At 34.1% G+C, this 16,000-nt stretch carries 18 protein-coding genes; 14 read left to right on the top strand and 4 right to left on the bottom strand.

Annotated features, from left to right (window positions below; translation table 11 throughout):
* Positions 1-497 precede the first annotated feature (497 nt).
* From SB689_RS00105 to SB689_RS00125, 5 genes are all read left to right on the top strand, one after another.
* Complete coding sequence (locus tag SB689_RS00105; protein WP_410690058.1) at positions 498-1,928, top strand: tetratricopeptide repeat protein; 1,431 nt, start codon at positions 498-500, stop codon at positions 1,926-1,928.
* A gap of 334 nt (positions 1,929-2,262) precedes the next feature.
* Positions 2,263-2,598, top strand: coding sequence for a helix-turn-helix domain-containing protein (locus SB689_RS00110; protein WP_410690059.1), 336 nt, complete (start codon positions 2,263-2,265; stop codon positions 2,596-2,598).
* A 50-nt stretch (positions 2,599-2,648) separates the two neighbouring features.
* The gene (locus SB689_RS00115) at positions 2,649-3,278 is read left to right on the top strand and encodes a hypothetical protein (protein WP_410690060.1); all 630 of its coding nucleotides are present in this window, start codon (positions 2,649-2,651) and stop codon (positions 3,276-3,278) included.
* Positions 3,279-3,476: 198 nt separating this feature from the next.
* Positions 3,477-4,184, top strand: a complete 708-nt coding sequence (locus SB689_RS00120) for a hypothetical protein (protein ID WP_410690061.1) — start codon at positions 3,477-3,479, stop codon at positions 4,182-4,184.
* Positions 4,185-4,243: 59 nt separating this feature from the next.
* Entirely contained in the window at positions 4,244-4,519 is a 276-nt protein-coding gene (locus SB689_RS00125) for a hypothetical protein (protein WP_410690062.1), read from the top strand.
* Between the two features lie 166 nt (positions 4,520-4,685).
* Here the strand turns inward: SB689_RS00125 and SB689_RS00130 are convergent, their stop codons facing one another.
* The 4 genes from SB689_RS00130 to SB689_RS00145 form a co-directional block, all read right to left on the bottom strand.
* Complete coding sequence (locus tag SB689_RS00130; RefSeq protein ID WP_410690063.1) at positions 4,686-6,449, bottom strand: flavin monoamine oxidase family protein; 1,764 nt, start codon at positions 6,447-6,449, stop codon at positions 4,686-4,688.
* Between the two features lie 12 nt (positions 6,450-6,461).
* A complete protein-coding gene (locus tag SB689_RS00135) occupies positions 6,462-7,649 on the bottom strand; it encodes an FAD-dependent oxidoreductase (RefSeq protein ID WP_410690064.1) in 1,188 nt (395 codons plus the stop codon).
* Positions 7,650-8,101: 452 nt separating this feature from the next.
* Positions 8,102-8,683 carry a hypothetical protein gene (locus SB689_RS00140; protein WP_410690065.1) on the bottom strand — a complete coding sequence of 194 codons (582 nt, stop codon included), beginning with the start codon at positions 8,681-8,683 and terminating at the stop codon, positions 8,102-8,104.
* A gap of 169 nt (positions 8,684-8,852) precedes the next feature.
* Positions 8,853-9,212: a prevent-host-death protein gene (locus SB689_RS00145; RefSeq protein WP_410690066.1), complete on the bottom strand. Its 360-nt coding sequence runs from the start codon at positions 9,210-9,212 to the stop codon at positions 8,853-8,855.
* Between the two features lie 369 nt (positions 9,213-9,581).
* Between SB689_RS00145 and SB689_RS00150 the strand changes: the two genes are divergently transcribed.
* From SB689_RS00150 to SB689_RS00190, 9 genes are all read left to right on the top strand, one after another.
* Positions 9,582-9,950, top strand: coding sequence for a hypothetical protein (locus tag SB689_RS00150; RefSeq protein ID WP_410690067.1), 369 nt, complete (start codon positions 9,582-9,584; stop codon positions 9,948-9,950).
* 155 nt (positions 9,951-10,105) lie between these two features.
* Positions 10,106-10,408: an urease subunit gamma gene (gene ureA, locus SB689_RS00155; protein WP_410690068.1), complete on the top strand. Its 303-nt coding sequence runs from the start codon at positions 10,106-10,108 to the stop codon at positions 10,406-10,408.
* An 11-nt stretch (positions 10,409-10,419) separates the two neighbouring features.
* Positions 10,420-10,788 carry an urease subunit beta gene (ureB, locus tag SB689_RS00160; RefSeq protein ID WP_410690069.1) on the top strand — a complete coding sequence of 123 codons (369 nt, stop codon included), beginning with the start codon at positions 10,420-10,422 and terminating at the stop codon, positions 10,786-10,788.
* A gap of 1 nt (position 10,789) precedes the next feature.
* A complete protein-coding gene (ureC, locus tag SB689_RS00165) occupies positions 10,790-12,511 on the top strand; it encodes an urease subunit alpha (RefSeq protein WP_410690070.1) in 1,722 nt (573 codons plus the stop codon).
* 85 nt (positions 12,512-12,596) lie between these two features.
* A complete protein-coding gene (locus tag SB689_RS00170; protein ID WP_410690071.1) occupies positions 12,597-13,244 on the top strand; it encodes a hypothetical protein in 648 nt (215 codons plus the stop codon).
* On the top strand, positions 13,234-13,746 hold the full coding sequence (gene ureE / locus SB689_RS00175; protein ID WP_410690072.1) for an urease accessory protein UreE: 513 nt from the start codon (positions 13,234-13,236) through the stop codon (positions 13,744-13,746). The genes SB689_RS00170 and ureE overlap by 11 nt, the downstream gene beginning before the upstream one ends.
* Position 13,747: 1 nt before the next feature.
* Entirely contained in the window at positions 13,748-14,431 is a 684-nt protein-coding gene (locus SB689_RS00180) for an urease accessory protein UreF (protein WP_410690073.1), read from the top strand.
* Positions 14,432-14,566: 135 nt separating this feature from the next.
* Positions 14,567-15,205 carry an urease accessory protein UreG gene (ureG, locus tag SB689_RS00185; RefSeq protein ID WP_410690074.1) on the top strand — a complete coding sequence of 213 codons (639 nt, stop codon included), beginning with the start codon at positions 14,567-14,569 and terminating at the stop codon, positions 15,203-15,205.
* Positions 15,206-15,991: an urease accessory protein UreD gene (locus tag SB689_RS00190; RefSeq protein WP_410690075.1), complete on the top strand. Its 786-nt coding sequence runs from the start codon at positions 15,206-15,208 to the stop codon at positions 15,989-15,991.
* Positions 15,992-16,000 lie beyond the last annotated feature (9 nt).

The raw sequence follows: 16,000 nt of genomic DNA on the forward strand, positions 1-16,000 counted from the left end.
TTTGTAATGTGTTGATAGGTAGTTTTTTAATTGTTATTGTGTTTGTTTGTATGGATTTTAGCTTTTTGTTTTTTTACTAAGAATTTAAAAAACAGGAACGTTCAATTTTAGGTATTTATTTTAAGAAAATACAAAAAATAGGGCTTTACTTATATGTGACACAACCTCTTTACTTTATTATTTATAGAAAAGAATAATCATTTATTGGTATTTGATTGAGAAAGTGTATTGTTTTTAGAGAGAAAAAAATACTCAAAAATGTTAAAAACTCAAAATGTCATACCTGTGTAATATGTATTTAAACGAATTTATAACATGTAAATTTTTATTATTGCCCCCAAAATAAATCAGCTACGATTTTTTTGAAATATGTAAACAAAATTTTAAATTATTTACTCAAAACATAATGATAATATTATTAATTTAGTATAATAATTTCAATTTTAATCACTATTTAGGAATATTTTACTTTTATATTTATAAATAATTAACACAAAATGAAACTTTTTATTTTATTTTTTTCCATTCTATTGTCTGGACAGCAAATTTCGACGAAATACATTGACTTGGAGTTCGATAAAACCGAAATTTTAGCCAGAGAAGGCAAGTACGATGAGTACATTAAAAAAAACATGCTCTTGCTGAAAGAGTCTAAAACAATCAGCTATCCTAAAGGAATTGCAGTAGGATATTTAAATCTCTCTAACGGTTATTCATACGCAAAGAATTACAAAAAAGGGATGGAATTTTTAAAACTGGCAGAAAATACCGAATATGCTCAGAATAATTCCGACTTTCAGATTTTAGTTAAAAATACGTTGGGCTTTAACTATTTTAATATGGGACTTTATCAGGAAGCTATTTCTGAGTTTAAAGAAATCACCATATTGTCTGACGAAGTTCCGATTGATTCGGTAAGAATATACCATAAATCTTATGCTTTTTGTGAAATAGGAACGGTATATAAGACTAGAAATCAATTAGATTCATCCAAATTCTATATTCAGAAAGGCACTGATATTTTACGACATGAAAAAAAATTAACACCCAAACTAAAAGCCATGTTATTATGGTATTCTTTGGCATTAATCGAAATTGATCTTGAAGAAAAACGATTTGATTCAGCAGAAAGGAAGCTTAAACCATTGGAAGCTCAATCAATAAAAATACTCGGAAACAGTAATTTTAAGTTATATAAGATAAAAGGCTTAATTAATGAACATAAAAAGGAGTATGATTCGGCCATTGTTAATTATCAGAAAGCTATCCAATTATCTAAAAAAGGTAAAAATGTGATACAGGTACAATGGCTTTATGACGCTGTTTCCAAAGTTTATAAGTTAGCCGGAGATGAAAATTCTGCCAGAGAATATCATCAAAAATATACTTTGATTACTGACAGTTTAATAAGCGCTAAACAACCCGAAATTGAAAATACGGTAAAAGAGCTGGTCACAAAAAAGGAAAATAAAATCAAAGAAAAAAATAAATTTTTACTCTACAGTATCTGGGTTGGAATTTTAGGCTTGATTATTTTTATTCTTTTGGTTTTAAAAAGAATGCACAAAAAAAATAAAATTTTGGATGTAAAAGTACAGGAAACAAAAGAATTAAGTCAAAAACTGAACGTTGCTTTTGAGGAAGTGGTACAATTGGCTAAAAACAATGATCCTGAGTTTCTTACAAGATTTCAGGAAGTTTATCCTGAGTTTTTCCCGAAATTATTGGAAATTGAACCTCAACTCATCAATACAGAATTAAAGTTTTGTGCATTATTATTTCTAAATTTTTCTACTAAAGATATAGCAACGTACACATTTGTGCAGCCTCAATCTATACAAACCAGAAAGAACAGATTGCGAAAAAAATTAAAAATATCGTCGGACGAGGATATTTATATCTGGATGAAAAACATCAGTAATAAATAAAATTTTATTTTCTGCAGTTTTTTTATTAATAATTTATTGAATTTAATTGATTGATATCTAAGGTGTTAAAATATTGCTATTACAGGCTTGTCATAGGTTTTAATAGGTGTCACATAAACATCTCATTCAATTATTTCTTGATTGTCATAGCCAAGTAAGATGTGTTTTTTTTGGTAAGAAAAATGGAAAGGGCAAATTTGCACTGTCAAAAAATAATACCAAGATGATTATTTCTTGGATTAATTTTTTCAATAAAATGTCAAATAGGGATAAAGACAATTTAGGCAAAATCAGAATCAGATTTTAAAATTAAGTAAGCTTTAAAAAACACATGATGCAAAAGGTAGGATCACCGGATTACAAAAAAATTTACAATGATATTATCGCAAGAAAATATCCGGAAAAAAAAGAACAGTGTAATTCGATATTGAGCAAGCAGGAATTATCATTTTTAGATATTATAAAACTTAATTCCTTATTATTTGATGTTAAAAATAAAGAAGTTTCGATATCAAATCAAAGGCATAAATCTTATGATATCTCTGCAATTCATGAAATTTTGGAATATCAGATTAAAAATAAACTTAATAATTCTCAATTATCACTACATTTTCAGCTAAGCCGAAATACGATCGCTAAGTGGAAGAAACTATTTTATCCAATACTCTGATAATTCATTCAGTCAAAAACACAAATTAAACACAATTATAAATCTTACAAATGAAAAAAAAAATTTTCACTGTTGCTGTTGCCATAGCATCAGTAATGATCGATGCACAGACCGGACTCGTAGGTGTAAACACAAGTGCTCCTACAAATACATTAGATGTAAATGGTAATACAAGAGTAAGAACGATTATTCCTGTAGCAGGATCAACAGCTGTTACTCCTGTGTATTCTGATACTAATGGGGTTTTGGTAAAAGCATCTCCTTCTGCTGTTTATGGGGAACTAACTTCAAATTCGGTTACTGTCGCAAGTGGTGCTACCGGAACATTAATTACCGGGGTAACTCAAGGTATTTATAAAGTGATTGTTATTGATTCAGATGGATGTGTTTATGTTGCTGTTGCTGAGTATCTTATGATTAATTATTCTTTTAATGGAAGTTTTACTATTAGGGGAGTTACAGGACTTCTTAGTCCTAGTGCTACTAAGGGGCCTACTTTTGGAGAACCAAATAAAAATACTACAACTACTACTTGGACAGGCAAGCCAGTCTGTCAAGATGGAGGAGATAGTACTGCTCTTAATTATACACTAACAATGCCTTCTGCTGGGACAATAAATGTTACGAATAACGGGAATGTCAGTAGAAGCTATAGAGTAACTTTAACAAGATTAGAATAAATATACTTCGCAATTTTATATGAATTAATTTTTATCCCTCAAAAAGATTATTTATAAAATTGTTATTAATTCTCGCTTGGCGCTTCATTTAAATTAAGCAAAAATACTATAGCAAAGTAGAAAAAACTAATTTTATCTAATATTATAACAATTCATTCATTCAAAAACACAAATTAAACACAATTATAAATCTTACAAATGAAAAAAAAATGTTTCACTGTTGCTGTTGCCATAGCATCAGTAATGATCAATGCACAGACCGGACTGGTAGGTGTAAACACAAGCACTCCTACAAACACATTAGACGTTAATGGAACAGCTAGGGTAAGAAACCTTCTTCCCAATACTTTTAATTCCACTGTAGATAAGATAGTAGTGGCAGATGCCAATGGAGCATTAAAATCTGTACCGGTAAATGCTATTACATCTAATTCTTATGAAGTTCTGTTTGATCTTACTCCAATTACAGACGTCGGAATTAGCGACAGTAATCCTAACGGAGATGATGCCAGAACACCTGGTATGATCCAAAGCCAGACAATTACTCTTACAAAAGATGCTTTGGTGCAGATTAATTTTGCTGTACCTATCTGGGATGTCTTTAAATATGGTACTTCTGTGGCTCCTACAGATGGAGGCTCCAAAATGCTGAGAACACAATTGGTAGTTAATAATGTTATTGTAGTAAAATCTACAAATATATATACCAATTCTTCTGTAGGTACCGGAACAGGCACCAGTGCAGAAGCTCTTAAAGGTATTTTCTTTAATACAGGCAGTGCTTTTGTAAAACTCAATGCCGGAACTCACACCATTAAACTGGAGGGTACTTGCAACCCATACATCACATGTCGACAAGGTGGAGGAGGCCAGGGAACGAAGTTTCAGGCCGTGGCTTTATACTAGAAATTTTTTTTGCAAAAAATATTTTAAACTAATTATTAATTTTTAAATTTCAATTTACGATGAAAAAAACTATTTTGGCAGGTATGTTACTTGCAACATTCAGTACTTCAATGATGAGCGCAAACACAGTAAAATTTGCAGAACCAGAAGAAGCAAACTTCTTTTGTTATAAAATATCTTATGTAACAGAGAAAGAAGGATCTTGTACAGTTACCTATAAAGTAACAACAAAATATTTTCTTTGTTGTCCCCTAAGTAGTACAAAGGCAGTTTATTCAAAAAGCTGTCCTACAACTCCTTCAAACCCGACAGGAGGTACTGGCGGACAAAACTAAAAATTTGAAAAGATTTCCTCTTCAGGCATAAAAGTCTGGAGGGGTTTTGTTTTATAGTGTTCCAATTTCTGTTAGTTGGTAAAAACAGATTTTTTTTAAGAAGAATCCAGCTCATATTTAATTATGGGCTGGATTTATTTTAATATTGTAATTGATCTTTTTTAATCTACCATCCTAAATAATAATCAGGGCTCAGCCAAATCGGACGATGCATTCCAAAATGTTCCTGAAGCATTTTCTCGGCTTCACAGAAAGCGCCTTCCACCCAGCCTTGCTGATCAGAATAAGCTTCTCCGATAATATGAATTTGCTCATCAGCTACAGGTTTTCTCATGTAAGGCATCACATTTTCAACCGAATATCCAGCTTTCCATGCGTGATATCCTGCGCCGAAAGGTTCATCTGTCCAGTCTTTAAAATAAGTTACGTAAGGATCTGGAATTGTCACATCCGAACCGTGCAGTTCTCTAAGCTGATTCATTAATTCATCCACCATTAATTGAGTGGCCTGAACATCATCTAATTGATGCAGTTCTTTTAATGATGCAGATTTTGCAGGTTTTACTTCAAAAAGTAGCTTGTCATCGGTTAAAGCTTTCCAGAAAGTCTCGGTTTCCATATCTCCGTAACTTCCCAACAGCATTGAGTTATTGGTTTCAGGATCTGTTCCGAAATAATAACATTGTCTCATCGGTAAATCGGTGATGGAATGTCCGGAATCAATTTTTAATTCTTTCCACCAAGGATATTGGAAGCCCATTAAAATTTTAAACGCAGGTTCCATAATCACCGAACGGATATTTTTATTGATCACTGAATTTTCATTAATATCAAAAAAGAAATTATTCTGATCCAAAAGCTCCAGAGATTTTCTCGGCATGGCAAGAACCAGCTTGTTTGCATAGACATTCCATGTTGTGTTGGTTTTCAGATTAAGAAAAGTCAGTTGATATTTATGAGTATCTTTTAAAGAATGCTCTTTGGTGAATGTAAGCAGCTTATTTTCAGACCAAATACAGGCTCCATCATGATCCATATAAGAATTGGCGACTGCATACGCAATGCTGTCATAACCTTCTTCAATAGTTTTATAGATAGTTCCGGCAGAGAAATCTCCAACCATATAAGGAAACGCTTCTGCAGAGTTCCAATTGATTGTATTTGAATAATATCCGCCCGCATTCGCTACAAATTCATATCCTTCCTGCGAAATTTGATCTTTAATTAAATTCCAAAATCCTAAATCATTCACTTTACGCTGATCGTAAGGAGAATTTGGGAAATTATAGACCAATTTAGGCTTAATATCATCCCAATCTTTGCTTGTTAATTTAAAACTGTAATCGTAGATCGTATCTCCTTTGATGATTTTATCTCCATATTTTTTAGCTACCCACGGATCTGCCATTAAAACATCATAAATAATTTTGTTAAAAAGCTGATCTGAGCTAAAACCATAATCATCATCATTCAAATAATATCGGGTTTCCAGTTTTTTACCTTCTTTTTGAGCCACATCCCACGCATCTTGTTTGAAACGTTCTTTTCTAAGATACATTAATAATTTTGTAGGATCACCCATTGGAAATGGAACGGGCGTCATTTTATCTTTCAAAACGGGAATACGCTTGTCTGGATTTGCTTCAGAAAGAGGATAGCCTTCAATTAATGTTGTTACAATTTCCTGAGAAGTCAGGTAACGCATACCTCCCAATTCGCCCCAGAAATTCATTCCGGGCATAACGACTGATTCCAGTCTACCGCCAAGCTTATTATTCATATCGAAAATTTGTACTTGGTCGGCAGTGAATTTTTTATCCGTTACTAAACGGTAAGCGGTGTATAATCCGGAAGTTCCGGCACCGATAATAGCGATTTCAATTTTTAAATCAGGATGCATTCCTGGATTTAATGGGGTGTTTTTATTCATGGTGTAATAGTTTTAAATGGCTTTAAAGAATTTGCGTCCTAATTGGAAATGAGAAATATCAAAATCCGTATGTCCGTCCAAGGCAAGATCAGACATGATTTTTCCTAAGAAAGGGGTGAATTTTGCAGCCCATCCAGTAGCGTAAACCACAATGTTTTTATAATTGGGAACGTATTTTGGGGCAAAATCAATCAACAGTTCTTTGTTGGGTATCGTACTCAAAGCAATAAGACATGTTGAAGTGTATTCAGGTTCTGTACTTAAACCTGTCATGTGCTCTTTTATCCATTCAGAAGTGTAGGCAAGTTCTTGTGGATTTGGAATTAAAGTTCTGTCACTAGGCTCTTCTAAAGGATTAATAACAAAATCCGGCGCCACACGAATATATTCCGGATGATCCCAAGAGACTGATGGGAAACCATAAAATTCATTCCCGTTTTTTCCTACAGGATTCTGGAAAACAAACCATGTCGGATATTGTATGGAAGGATCAGTTTTTTTGAAATAAGCGGAAGACATATTCCAATACGTGGCTTCTATTTTAAAATCTAATAAGTTGATTACACTGTTAATGTACGGCCCCGGAATAATCGCCAGCTTTTTAGCAATATAAATTCCGTTCGGAGTAGTGATTTCAAAAAGTTCACCATTTTGTTTGATTTCCAATACCGGCGAATCCTCTCTCAACTCAACAGTTTCTTCTTTTTTACATAAACTTAAAAGCGTTTCAATCGTAGCTTTAAAATTGATGCTGGCACCATCCGGCTGAAATAATCCGGTATAATTTTCAGGTAAATTTCTAAAATGATACTGATCTTCAATTTCCTTTGCAGTTAGGGTAGTGTAAGGAACATTTAAAGCTTTTAAGGCTTTTTCAGCTTCAGCGATATTCCCTTCGGTGGAATGGACTTCAGGATCTCCAAACCAAAGCGTACCAACTTTATCAAGCAATGAAGTTTCGGTTTCTTTTTCTAATTCATCCCAATAAGGCTGTGCATCCAAAGCCATCTGCACCATATATTCGTCAGGATAAGGGATTCGGAATTGGCGCGATACTCCTGCTGAACTTCCAAGTTGATTCACAAAAGTAAACTGCTCAAGAACCAACGTCTTTGCCTTGCGCTTGCCGAGATGGTACGCCGTGGCAAGACCTATTGCTCCTCCGCCAATAACAATTACGTCGTAGTTTTCAGTATTCATGGTTATTTGTTTTTAGGTTTTTTGCTGTTTTTGAAACAAGTAAAGAAGACAATATTTGAGAGATTGAATTTAAATCTTCATGTGCAGGGGATTTCAAGCACATTATTGTTGTCTTTACTATGTATTTCAAAGTAACAAAGAAGGCGGAAAATGTGGTAGAGTAGAAATAATGAATTAGAACTTTAAGTAGAAATACTTAATGAAGTTTGAAAGAAAAAGAGAATGAGAGAAGATGAAAAAGGAAAATGCTTTTTTGTTGGAAAATCGCAAAGGTGCAAAGGTTTTTGATCTGTATGCAGATTTTACGGCGCGAGAAAATCGAAGATTTTCGAGAAGCATTAGATGTAAACATGACAAATTTTATCGCAGATAAAATCCTTGCGCCTTAAAACAGTATTTTAGTTATAATTTGCGCCTTTGCGATTTACCAACCAAATCAATTTTAAATAAATTTACTCCAATTGATTATCAAATTTTCTGAGAGTTTGAATGGTAGGCAACGGCTTTATATTGATTTTCTTTTCGCTTTTCTTGATGATTTTATCTGAACCTAATAGTTGGGATATTTCGATTCTTGTACCTTTTAAAAGGTTAAATTCAGTTTCAGTAGTTGTATTTTTGCCGTCCCAACGTACTTTTGAAAGATTGATTAATTCAAATTTTCCGTTATTGAAAAGGAATTTATATTGATTTTTAACATCCTTAATTTCAGAATAGAGAATAAAATAACCGTCTTCAATAAAAACATCTGGAACTTGATCTCCGCCATATTTCCCGTTTGGATATTGAGGATTCATTATTTCTGTTGAAGAAACTATTAGTTTAAATTTTTTATTCGGCTGTAGGAAAAATATTTCTAGTTTTAGAGGCTGTTCAGCATCAATATTGTCCATCGAAACGGTCACTTTATCCTTCAAACCATCTTTATTAAGATCGCCGAACTCTTCCCGTACTTGCACAAAAGAATGCTGTTTTTCCTGCGAATAAGTAAGAATTCCGGCAAGAAATGAAGAAATCAAAACTATATTTTTCATGACTTTAAGATACATGAAATTATTTCATCATTTTGTGCTTTCTGAAAACATCTGTTAAAGAAAGCTGATCTTTACTGTAAATCAACTTTGTTTTGGGAACAGAGTTTTACTTTACTTCTGTTCTCCAAAACAATATTATTCTGAATAATTTTATGAAATAAAAAAAGATTTAGTTAAGATCATAATTAGAAATCACCAATCCTAAAATGAAGTGAACATAATCTTGATCTGCATCTTTTCTGTTGATCAGTTTATTCTTATAGTCGTAAGAATTAAGCACATTGATTAATCTCTGATAAGTTTCGAAATTATCATCTTTAATTTTTACCCTTACATTTCCGTCTCTCGTTTCAATGAGTTGATTATCCAAAGTCCTGATTTTAAACAAAGCATGACATAATTTTGGAGCAAAACGCATTTTCCCCACATATCTTTCAACTATGTTAACCTTGAATGACTCGAATACGATTGTATTGAAAACAATATTAGAGTTAGGTTCCTGCGTATTGAGCTCAAGTTTATAATTCATTAATTTATTTTTTACAAATTTAGTCAGAAGTAAAAAAAAAACAAAATAAAATATCTAATTTAAATCATTGAAAATTTGTATAGACTTTAGGATAAACAAAAAATAACTCTTACAATAGCAATCATGAACCTTTCTTAATCTGTTTTTTAAAAGTGAATAATTAAGTAATTTATTTAATTAAAATCTTTGGAAAGCATTATCAATAAAGTGTTTTAAAAATAAATGATATTATACTTATTTACGTTGATGTGAAAAATATTCATTAAAATTGAAAGTTTGATGTCTATATTTTGTCACGATTTTGAACATTTTAAATAACCTTTTTGATAGTAATAAGATTTTCATTGTTATAATTTTACACCTATAATGATGAAAAGAAAAAATAGAATCTTACTGTTGCATATCGCGTTCCTTTTTGCGGTATTATGTACAGGTTTTCACTTTTTTAAAAGTGAAAAGCATTCTTTTTCTATCAATAACAATCAAGGTAAGTTTTTACAGAAAGCAAATACGCAAACTGAGGTTGATGTTTATAATTTATCAGATATTCAGGATGAATTTGCATTAGAAGATCGGGATAAATCAATTCTTGATGTTGAGGTCTTTTTAGAAAGATGGATTGCTAATGTATTTAGAATTCAGAATTCTTCTTCTGAGCCTGTTATTGCTCACAACTATTCATTTATTACTTTACCCAGGTATATACTTTACCATTCTTTGCAGATACCTGGCTGCTAATTTCTTTTTTTAATCATAACTAATTCTAATTAATCCGTATTCAATAGCGGATAAGGGATTCGTATGTTCAATTTCAATTTTCTCGATACTCTGATTTGCCTTTTTCATTAAGGCAGACAGGATAACATATGTCCAATTTTTAAATAAAAACATTTATGCATTTAACACCAAGAGAAACAGAGAAGCTAATGCTTTATATGGCGGGCGAAGTTGCTCTGAAAAGAAAGGCTAGAGGTCTTAAACTAAACTATCCTGAATCTATTGCCTTGATCAGTCACTTTTTACTGGAAGGAGCCAGAGACGGTAAAAGAGTGGCAGAACTCATGCAGGAAGGCGCACAGATTCTTACTATTGATGATGTGATGCCGGGCGTGGGAGATATGATCCATGATGTTCAGATCGAAGCTACTTTTCCGGATGGAACTAAGTTAGTTACAGTACATAACCCAATTCGTTAATCCTAACTATTATGATACCAGGAGAAATTTTTGTAAAAGAAGGCACCATCATCTGCAATGAAGGCAGAGAAACGGTAAAAATAAAAGTGATCAATACGGGAGACCGCCCTATCCAGATAGGATCTCATTTTCATTTTTTTGAAGTGAATAAAGCAATGAGCTTTGACAGAGAAAAAGCTTTCGGAAAGAGGTTAAATATCGTTGCGAGTACAGCTGTACGTTTCGAGCCGGGAGAAGAAAAAGAAGTAGAACTTGTAGAAATAGGAGGAAATAAAAAAGCAATGGGCTTCAATAATCTTGTTGATGGATCTGTAGATTCAGCGACTCAAAAAGAGGAAAGCTTAGCTAAAGCCAATCAATTAAATTTTAAAAATCTGTAACATGAGTTTAAACGTAGACAGAAAACAATACGCCAATATATTAGGTCCAACAGCAGGAGACAGAATCAGATTAGGCGATACAGAATTAATTATTGAGATCGAAAAAGATTTCACTCACTATGGCGATGAAGCCGTTTTCGGAGGTGGAAAAACTGTTCGTGACGGAATGGGACAAAACGTTACCGCAAAAAGAGCGGAAGGTGTTTTAGATCTTTGTATCACAGGAGCAACGATCATCGATCACTGGGGAATTGTAAAGGCAGATATCGGAATTAAAGACGGCAAAATTGTCGGAATCGGTAAAGCCGGAAACCCTGACACAATGGATGGCGTAACTCCAAACATGATCATTGGAGCATCAACAGAAGTTCATGGCGGAAAAGGATACATCGTAACAGCAGGAGGAATTGATACACACATTCACTTTATCTGCCCGCAACAGATCGAAACTTCTCTTTACAGTGGAATTACGACAATGATCGGTGGCGGAACGGGCCCAAATGACGGAACTAACGCAACAACCGTTACGCCGGGGAAATTCAACATGCAGAAAATGTTGGAAGCAGCAGAAGAATATCCTATGAATTTAGGTTTTTTCGGAAAAGGAAACTGTTCTGCAGAAGAACCGATTGAAGAACAGGTAGAAGCTGGAGCATTAGGCGTAAAAATTCATGAAGACTGGGGAGCGACTCCTGCAACGATTGACGCAGCGTTAAAAGTTGCAGATAAATATGATGTTCAGGTGGCAATTCATACCGATACTTTAAATGAAAGTGGCTTTTTGGAGGATACAATGAGAGCGATTAATGGCAGAGTAATTCATACTTTCCACACTGAAGGTGCGGGAGGTGGTCACGCTCCGGATATCATTAAGGCAGCAATGTATCCCAACGTTTTACCGGCTTCAACAAATCCTACGCGTCCTTACACGATCAATACGATTGATGAGCATTTGGATATGTTGATGGTTTGTCACCATTTAAGTAAAAATATTCCTGAAGATGTAGCGTTTGCAGATTCACGTATTCGTCCGGAAACGATTGCTGCAGAGGATATTTTACATGATATCGGAGTGTTCAGTATCATGAGTTCCGATTCTCAGGCGATGGGAAGACCGGGAGAAGTAATTACGAGAACTTGGCAGACTGCGAGCAAAATGAAAGACCAACGCGGGCAGTTAGAAGAAGATGAAAATACAGCTCATGATAATTTCCGTGCGAAGCGTTATGTTGCGAAATATACCATCAATCCGGCTATTGCTCACGGAATTTCAGAATATGTTGGATCAATCGAAGCTGGGAAATTAGCAGATTTAGTGATTTGGAAACCTGCATTATTTGGCGTAAAACCAGAAATGATCGTAAAAGGAGGTTTCGTAATTGCTGCAAAAATGGGTGACCCGAATGCATCGATTCCAACGCCACAACCTGTTATTTACAGAAATATGTTTGGAGCTCATGGTCGTGCTAAATATGGAACTTGTGCCAATTTCGTTTCCCAAATTTCAATTGATAACGGGACAATTGCTGAATATAAATTAGAAAAAATGATTCTTCCTGTAAAGAATTGCAGAAATATTTCAAAGAAAGATCTTATTCATAATGATAAAACTCCGGTAATTGAGGTAAATCCTGAAAACTATAAAGTAACGGTTGATGGAGTGCATATCACTTGTGAACCGGCAGACAAACTGCCATTAACACAGTTGTATTATTTATTTTAAAAATAAAACAAACCTTATAGGCTTTAAAAACCTATAAGGTTTATCTCAAAGAAAAATTTAAATAATAACAGAATTAAAATTAAGAATGAGAAACTTTAATAAAACCATTTTTTCTTTTGCAATAGTTGGATTATCAATATTTTCAGTAAAAACAAATGCACAACTTTTGGGCGGAATGAGAATGAAAAGTGATGAAGATGGCCCAAAAGGACAGTTCATGGTTTACGGTTCATTAGATTATTCAAAAATTACAACGCCTTCAAGCACAAGTAGTACAGTTTCAGGTGCGCCGATTGGATTGGGGTATTTTATCAATAACAATGACGTTATCGGGGTAAATTATGCTTATTCACAAAATGCTGTGGATCATAACGTTGTCTATAAACAGAATGAAGCCGGAATTTGGTACAGCCCATCATTAACACTCGGAAAATATTTTTTACTGATCGCTCAGATCGATGCTCATTACGTTTGGGGACAACAGGTTTCAACAACTGCAGAATCAATGGAAAACTTTAATGGATACCGTCTGCGTGCTTATCCTTTGATCGGAATTGTTTTAGGTGGCGGTTGGGCACTCAAATTCAAGTTTGCAGAGCTTTCCATGTTGCAGACGAAGGCAAAAGAAGGCTGGACGAAAACGTATGTTGCAGGAATCAGCGGTTCGACATTCGGAGTTGGTATTTCTAAGAATTTTAATTTCAGAAAAAAAGCTAAGAAAGATGATAATTAATGAAACTTTAGGTAATATTTCAGATAAACCTGTTGTCGGAAAATCAATAGATTATCTTGATCTGGAATGGTTTGAATCTACAAAGAGAATTCAACGTAAAAAAACACGTCAGGGAGAAGATATTGCGATTAAATTTCTTAGAGAAGGTCAGCGTCTCAGAGAAGGTGATATTCTTTTTGAAAACGAAGAAAAGCTCATTGTTATCAATATTTTGGAGACAGAAGCCATTGTAATTTCTCCGGATTCTATGTTGGAAATGGGAACGGTTTGCTATGAAATTGGGAACAAACATATTCCGCTTTTTATACAGGAAAATAAAGTGTTGTTACCTTTTGAAATGCCGATGTACAGATGGTTGGAAGTAAGTGGTTTCAAGCCTGAAAAACAAACTGTAAAGTTGTTGAATCTTCTCAAATCAAATGTAGAACCTCACGGACACGGAAGTTTAGGCTCATCAATTTTTACTAAAATTTTAAAAATGGCAGCTCCAAAAGATGAATAACATGAAATTTTTAGCCAGCTTATTACATATTTCAGATCCAACCTTGCCGATCGGAGGTTACACGCATTCCAACGGACTGGAAACTTTTGTGCAAAAAAGGATTGTACACAACAGAGAAACCGCGCAGGAATTTGTAGAAAATATGCTTAAATATAATCTGAAATACAACGACGGAGCTTTTGTAAAACTGGCGTATGAAGCTACAGAATCTAAAGATTTAAAAACAATTTTAAATCTGGATCAGGAATGTAACGCGTTGAAATGCCCAAAAGAAATTCGTCAGGCCAGTCAAAAATTAGGTTTGCGTTTAATCAAAATATTCAAAAGACATGAAAATTTTGAGTTGATGGAAGCTTATGAAAAGGCAGTTCAAAATCGTGAAGCAAGTTCTCATTACAGCATCGTCTTCGGAATGTATGCGAGTTTATTAGGAATTCCTCTACAGGAAGCACTTTTCGGATTTTACTATACTTCTTCGGCAGGAATAATTACGAATGCAGTAAAGTTAGTTCCTCTTGGACAGCTTGATGGACAGGATATTCTATTCAAATTATATTCAATAATGGAAAAAACAGCTCAGGAAACCATAGAACTCGACAGAGATTTAGTCGGTCTTTGCAATACTTCTTTCGATATCCGCTGTATGCGGCATGAAAGGCTTTATTCAAGGCTTTACATGTCATAATCAGAGTTTAAAAATGTAACAACCACAAAACTTTGCTGAGTGGAACGCCCTTGTGAACTTAAAAAATATTCATAACTAAAATCAAAAAAATCCTTGCGGACTTTGCGATAAAAATAAAAACAGAAGCAATTTAAAATGGAAAATAGAAAATATATAAAAGTAGGAGTAGCCGGACCTGTAGGTTCAGGAAAAACAGCTTTATTGGAAAGATTAAGCAGAAAATTATACGGAACATATGATCTTGGAGTAATTACCAATGACATTTACACCAAAGAAGATGCAGAATTTATGGCTAAAAACAGTCTTCTTCCTCACGACAGAATTATTGGTGTAGAAACAGGCGGTTGCCCTCACACAGCGATTCGTGAAGATGCAAGTATGAATTTGGAAGCGGTTGATGAATTGGCAGCGCGTTTTCCGGAGATCGAATTGATATTTATCGAAAGTGGAGGTGATAATCTATCGGCAACATTCAGTCCTGACCTTGCTGATGTTACAATTTTCATTATTGATGTTGCTGAAGGTGAAAAAATTCCAAGAAAAGGTGGTCCCGGTATTACAAGATCAGATTTGTTGATTATCAATAAAATAGATTTAGCTCCTCACGTAGGCGCGAGCCTTGAAGTAATGGAAAATGATGCCAGAAGAATGAGAAACGGATCTCCTTTCGTATTTACCAACCTTAAAACTGATGAAGGTCTTGAAAAAGTGATTGGCTGGGTAAAAAAATACGCCTTATTGGAAGAAATTGAAGAACCGAATCTTGTAAGATAAATGGATAGTCGCTTACATATCATAGCCGGACACAAAGCCGGAAAATCCTACGTGAAAGATCTTTTTGTATCACCTCCTTTCCGTGTAGTTTCTGTCGGACAAAGGAAAAATGATAACAAACTGTATCAGATCGTGATGAGTTCTTCTCCCGGAATTCTGGATGGTGACCGATATAAGTTGGATATTGAGTTGGAAAAAGGTTCTGCGTTACAACTTCAGTCTCAGTCTTATCAAAGATTATTCAATATGAAGGATGAAGCCGTTCAGCAGTTGAATATTTCCATGGAGGATAATACTTCTTTTGCCTATGTTCCGCACCCTGTGGTTCCGCATGAAGATTCGAATTTTAAAAGTAAAGCAAACATCAATATTGGAGAAAACAGTCAGGTAATTATGGCTGAGATCATCACTTGTGGACGAAAGCATTACGGAGAAGTTTTTAAGCTTAAAAAATTCCAGAATCTCACAGAAATTTACCATAAAGATAAATTAAAGGTGAAAGATAACGTGCTGATTCGACCTGATTTGATTCCAATTAAAAGCATCGGAAATCTGGAAGAATATACCCATCAAGGAACTCTTATTTTTTACAGTACTAAAAAGGACTTGAATAAGAATGATCTTATCGAAATCATCTACACTCAAATAGAATCCCAAGATGAAATGGAAATTGGTATTTCAGCAATGGAAGATAACGGATTTATCATCAGAGCATTGGGAAATGGAGGCGAGGTGATGTATAATTTTTTCCTTAAAGTTCAGGATATCCTTTGGGAATTAGAATAAATAAAATAA

This window comes from Chryseobacterium sp. SIMBA_038, assembly GCF_046535115.1.
GTDB lineage: Bacteria > Bacteroidota > Bacteroidia > Flavobacteriales > Weeksellaceae > Chryseobacterium.

Coding starts and splice junctions, on each gene's coding strand:
- SB689_RS00140 (WP_410690065.1), bottom strand. CDS start 8,683: ATGAAAAATATAGTTTTGATTTCTTCATTTCTTGCCGGAATTCTTACT.
- ureE (WP_410690072.1), top strand. CDS start 13,234: ATGATAATTAATGAAACTTTAGGTAATATTTCAGATAAACCTGTTGTC.
- SB689_RS00180 (WP_410690073.1), top strand. CDS start 13,748: ATGAAATTTTTAGCCAGCTTATTACATATTTCAGATCCAACCTTGCCG.
- ureB (WP_410690069.1), top strand. CDS start 10,420: ATGATACCAGGAGAAATTTTTGTAAAAGAAGGCACCATCATCTGCAAT.
- SB689_RS00120 (WP_410690061.1), top strand. CDS start 3,477: ATGAAAAAAAAATGTTTCACTGTTGCTGTTGCCATAGCATCAGTAATG.
- SB689_RS00125 (WP_410690062.1), top strand. CDS start 4,244: ATGAAAAAAACTATTTTGGCAGGTATGTTACTTGCAACATTCAGTACT.
- SB689_RS00115 (WP_410690060.1), top strand. CDS start 2,649: ATGAAAAAAAAAATTTTCACTGTTGCTGTTGCCATAGCATCAGTAATG.
- ureA (WP_410690068.1), top strand. CDS start 10,106: ATGCATTTAACACCAAGAGAAACAGAGAAGCTAATGCTTTATATGGCG.
- SB689_RS00105 (WP_410690058.1), top strand. CDS start 498: ATGAAACTTTTTATTTTATTTTTTTCCATTCTATTGTCTGGACAGCAA.
- ureC (WP_410690070.1), top strand. CDS start 10,790: ATGAGTTTAAACGTAGACAGAAAACAATACGCCAATATATTAGGTCCA.
- SB689_RS00135 (WP_410690064.1), bottom strand. CDS start 7,649: ATGAATACTGAAAACTACGACGTAATTGTTATTGGCGGAGGAGCAATA.
- SB689_RS00130 (WP_410690063.1), bottom strand. CDS start 6,449: ATGAATAAAAACACCCCATTAAATCCAGGAATGCATCCTGATTTAAAA.
- SB689_RS00190 (WP_410690075.1), top strand. CDS start 15,206: ATGGATAGTCGCTTACATATCATAGCCGGACACAAAGCCGGAAAATCC.
- ureG (WP_410690074.1), top strand. CDS start 14,567: ATGGAAAATAGAAAATATATAAAAGTAGGAGTAGCCGGACCTGTAGGT.
- SB689_RS00170 (WP_410690071.1), top strand. CDS start 12,597: ATGAGAAACTTTAATAAAACCATTTTTTCTTTTGCAATAGTTGGATTA.
- SB689_RS00110 (WP_410690059.1), top strand. CDS start 2,263: ATGCAAAAGGTAGGATCACCGGATTACAAAAAAATTTACAATGATATT.
- SB689_RS00150 (WP_410690067.1), top strand. CDS start 9,582: ATGAAAAGAAAAAATAGAATCTTACTGTTGCATATCGCGTTCCTTTTT.
- SB689_RS00145 (WP_410690066.1), bottom strand. CDS start 9,212: ATGAATTATAAACTTGAGCTCAATACGCAGGAACCTAACTCTAATATT.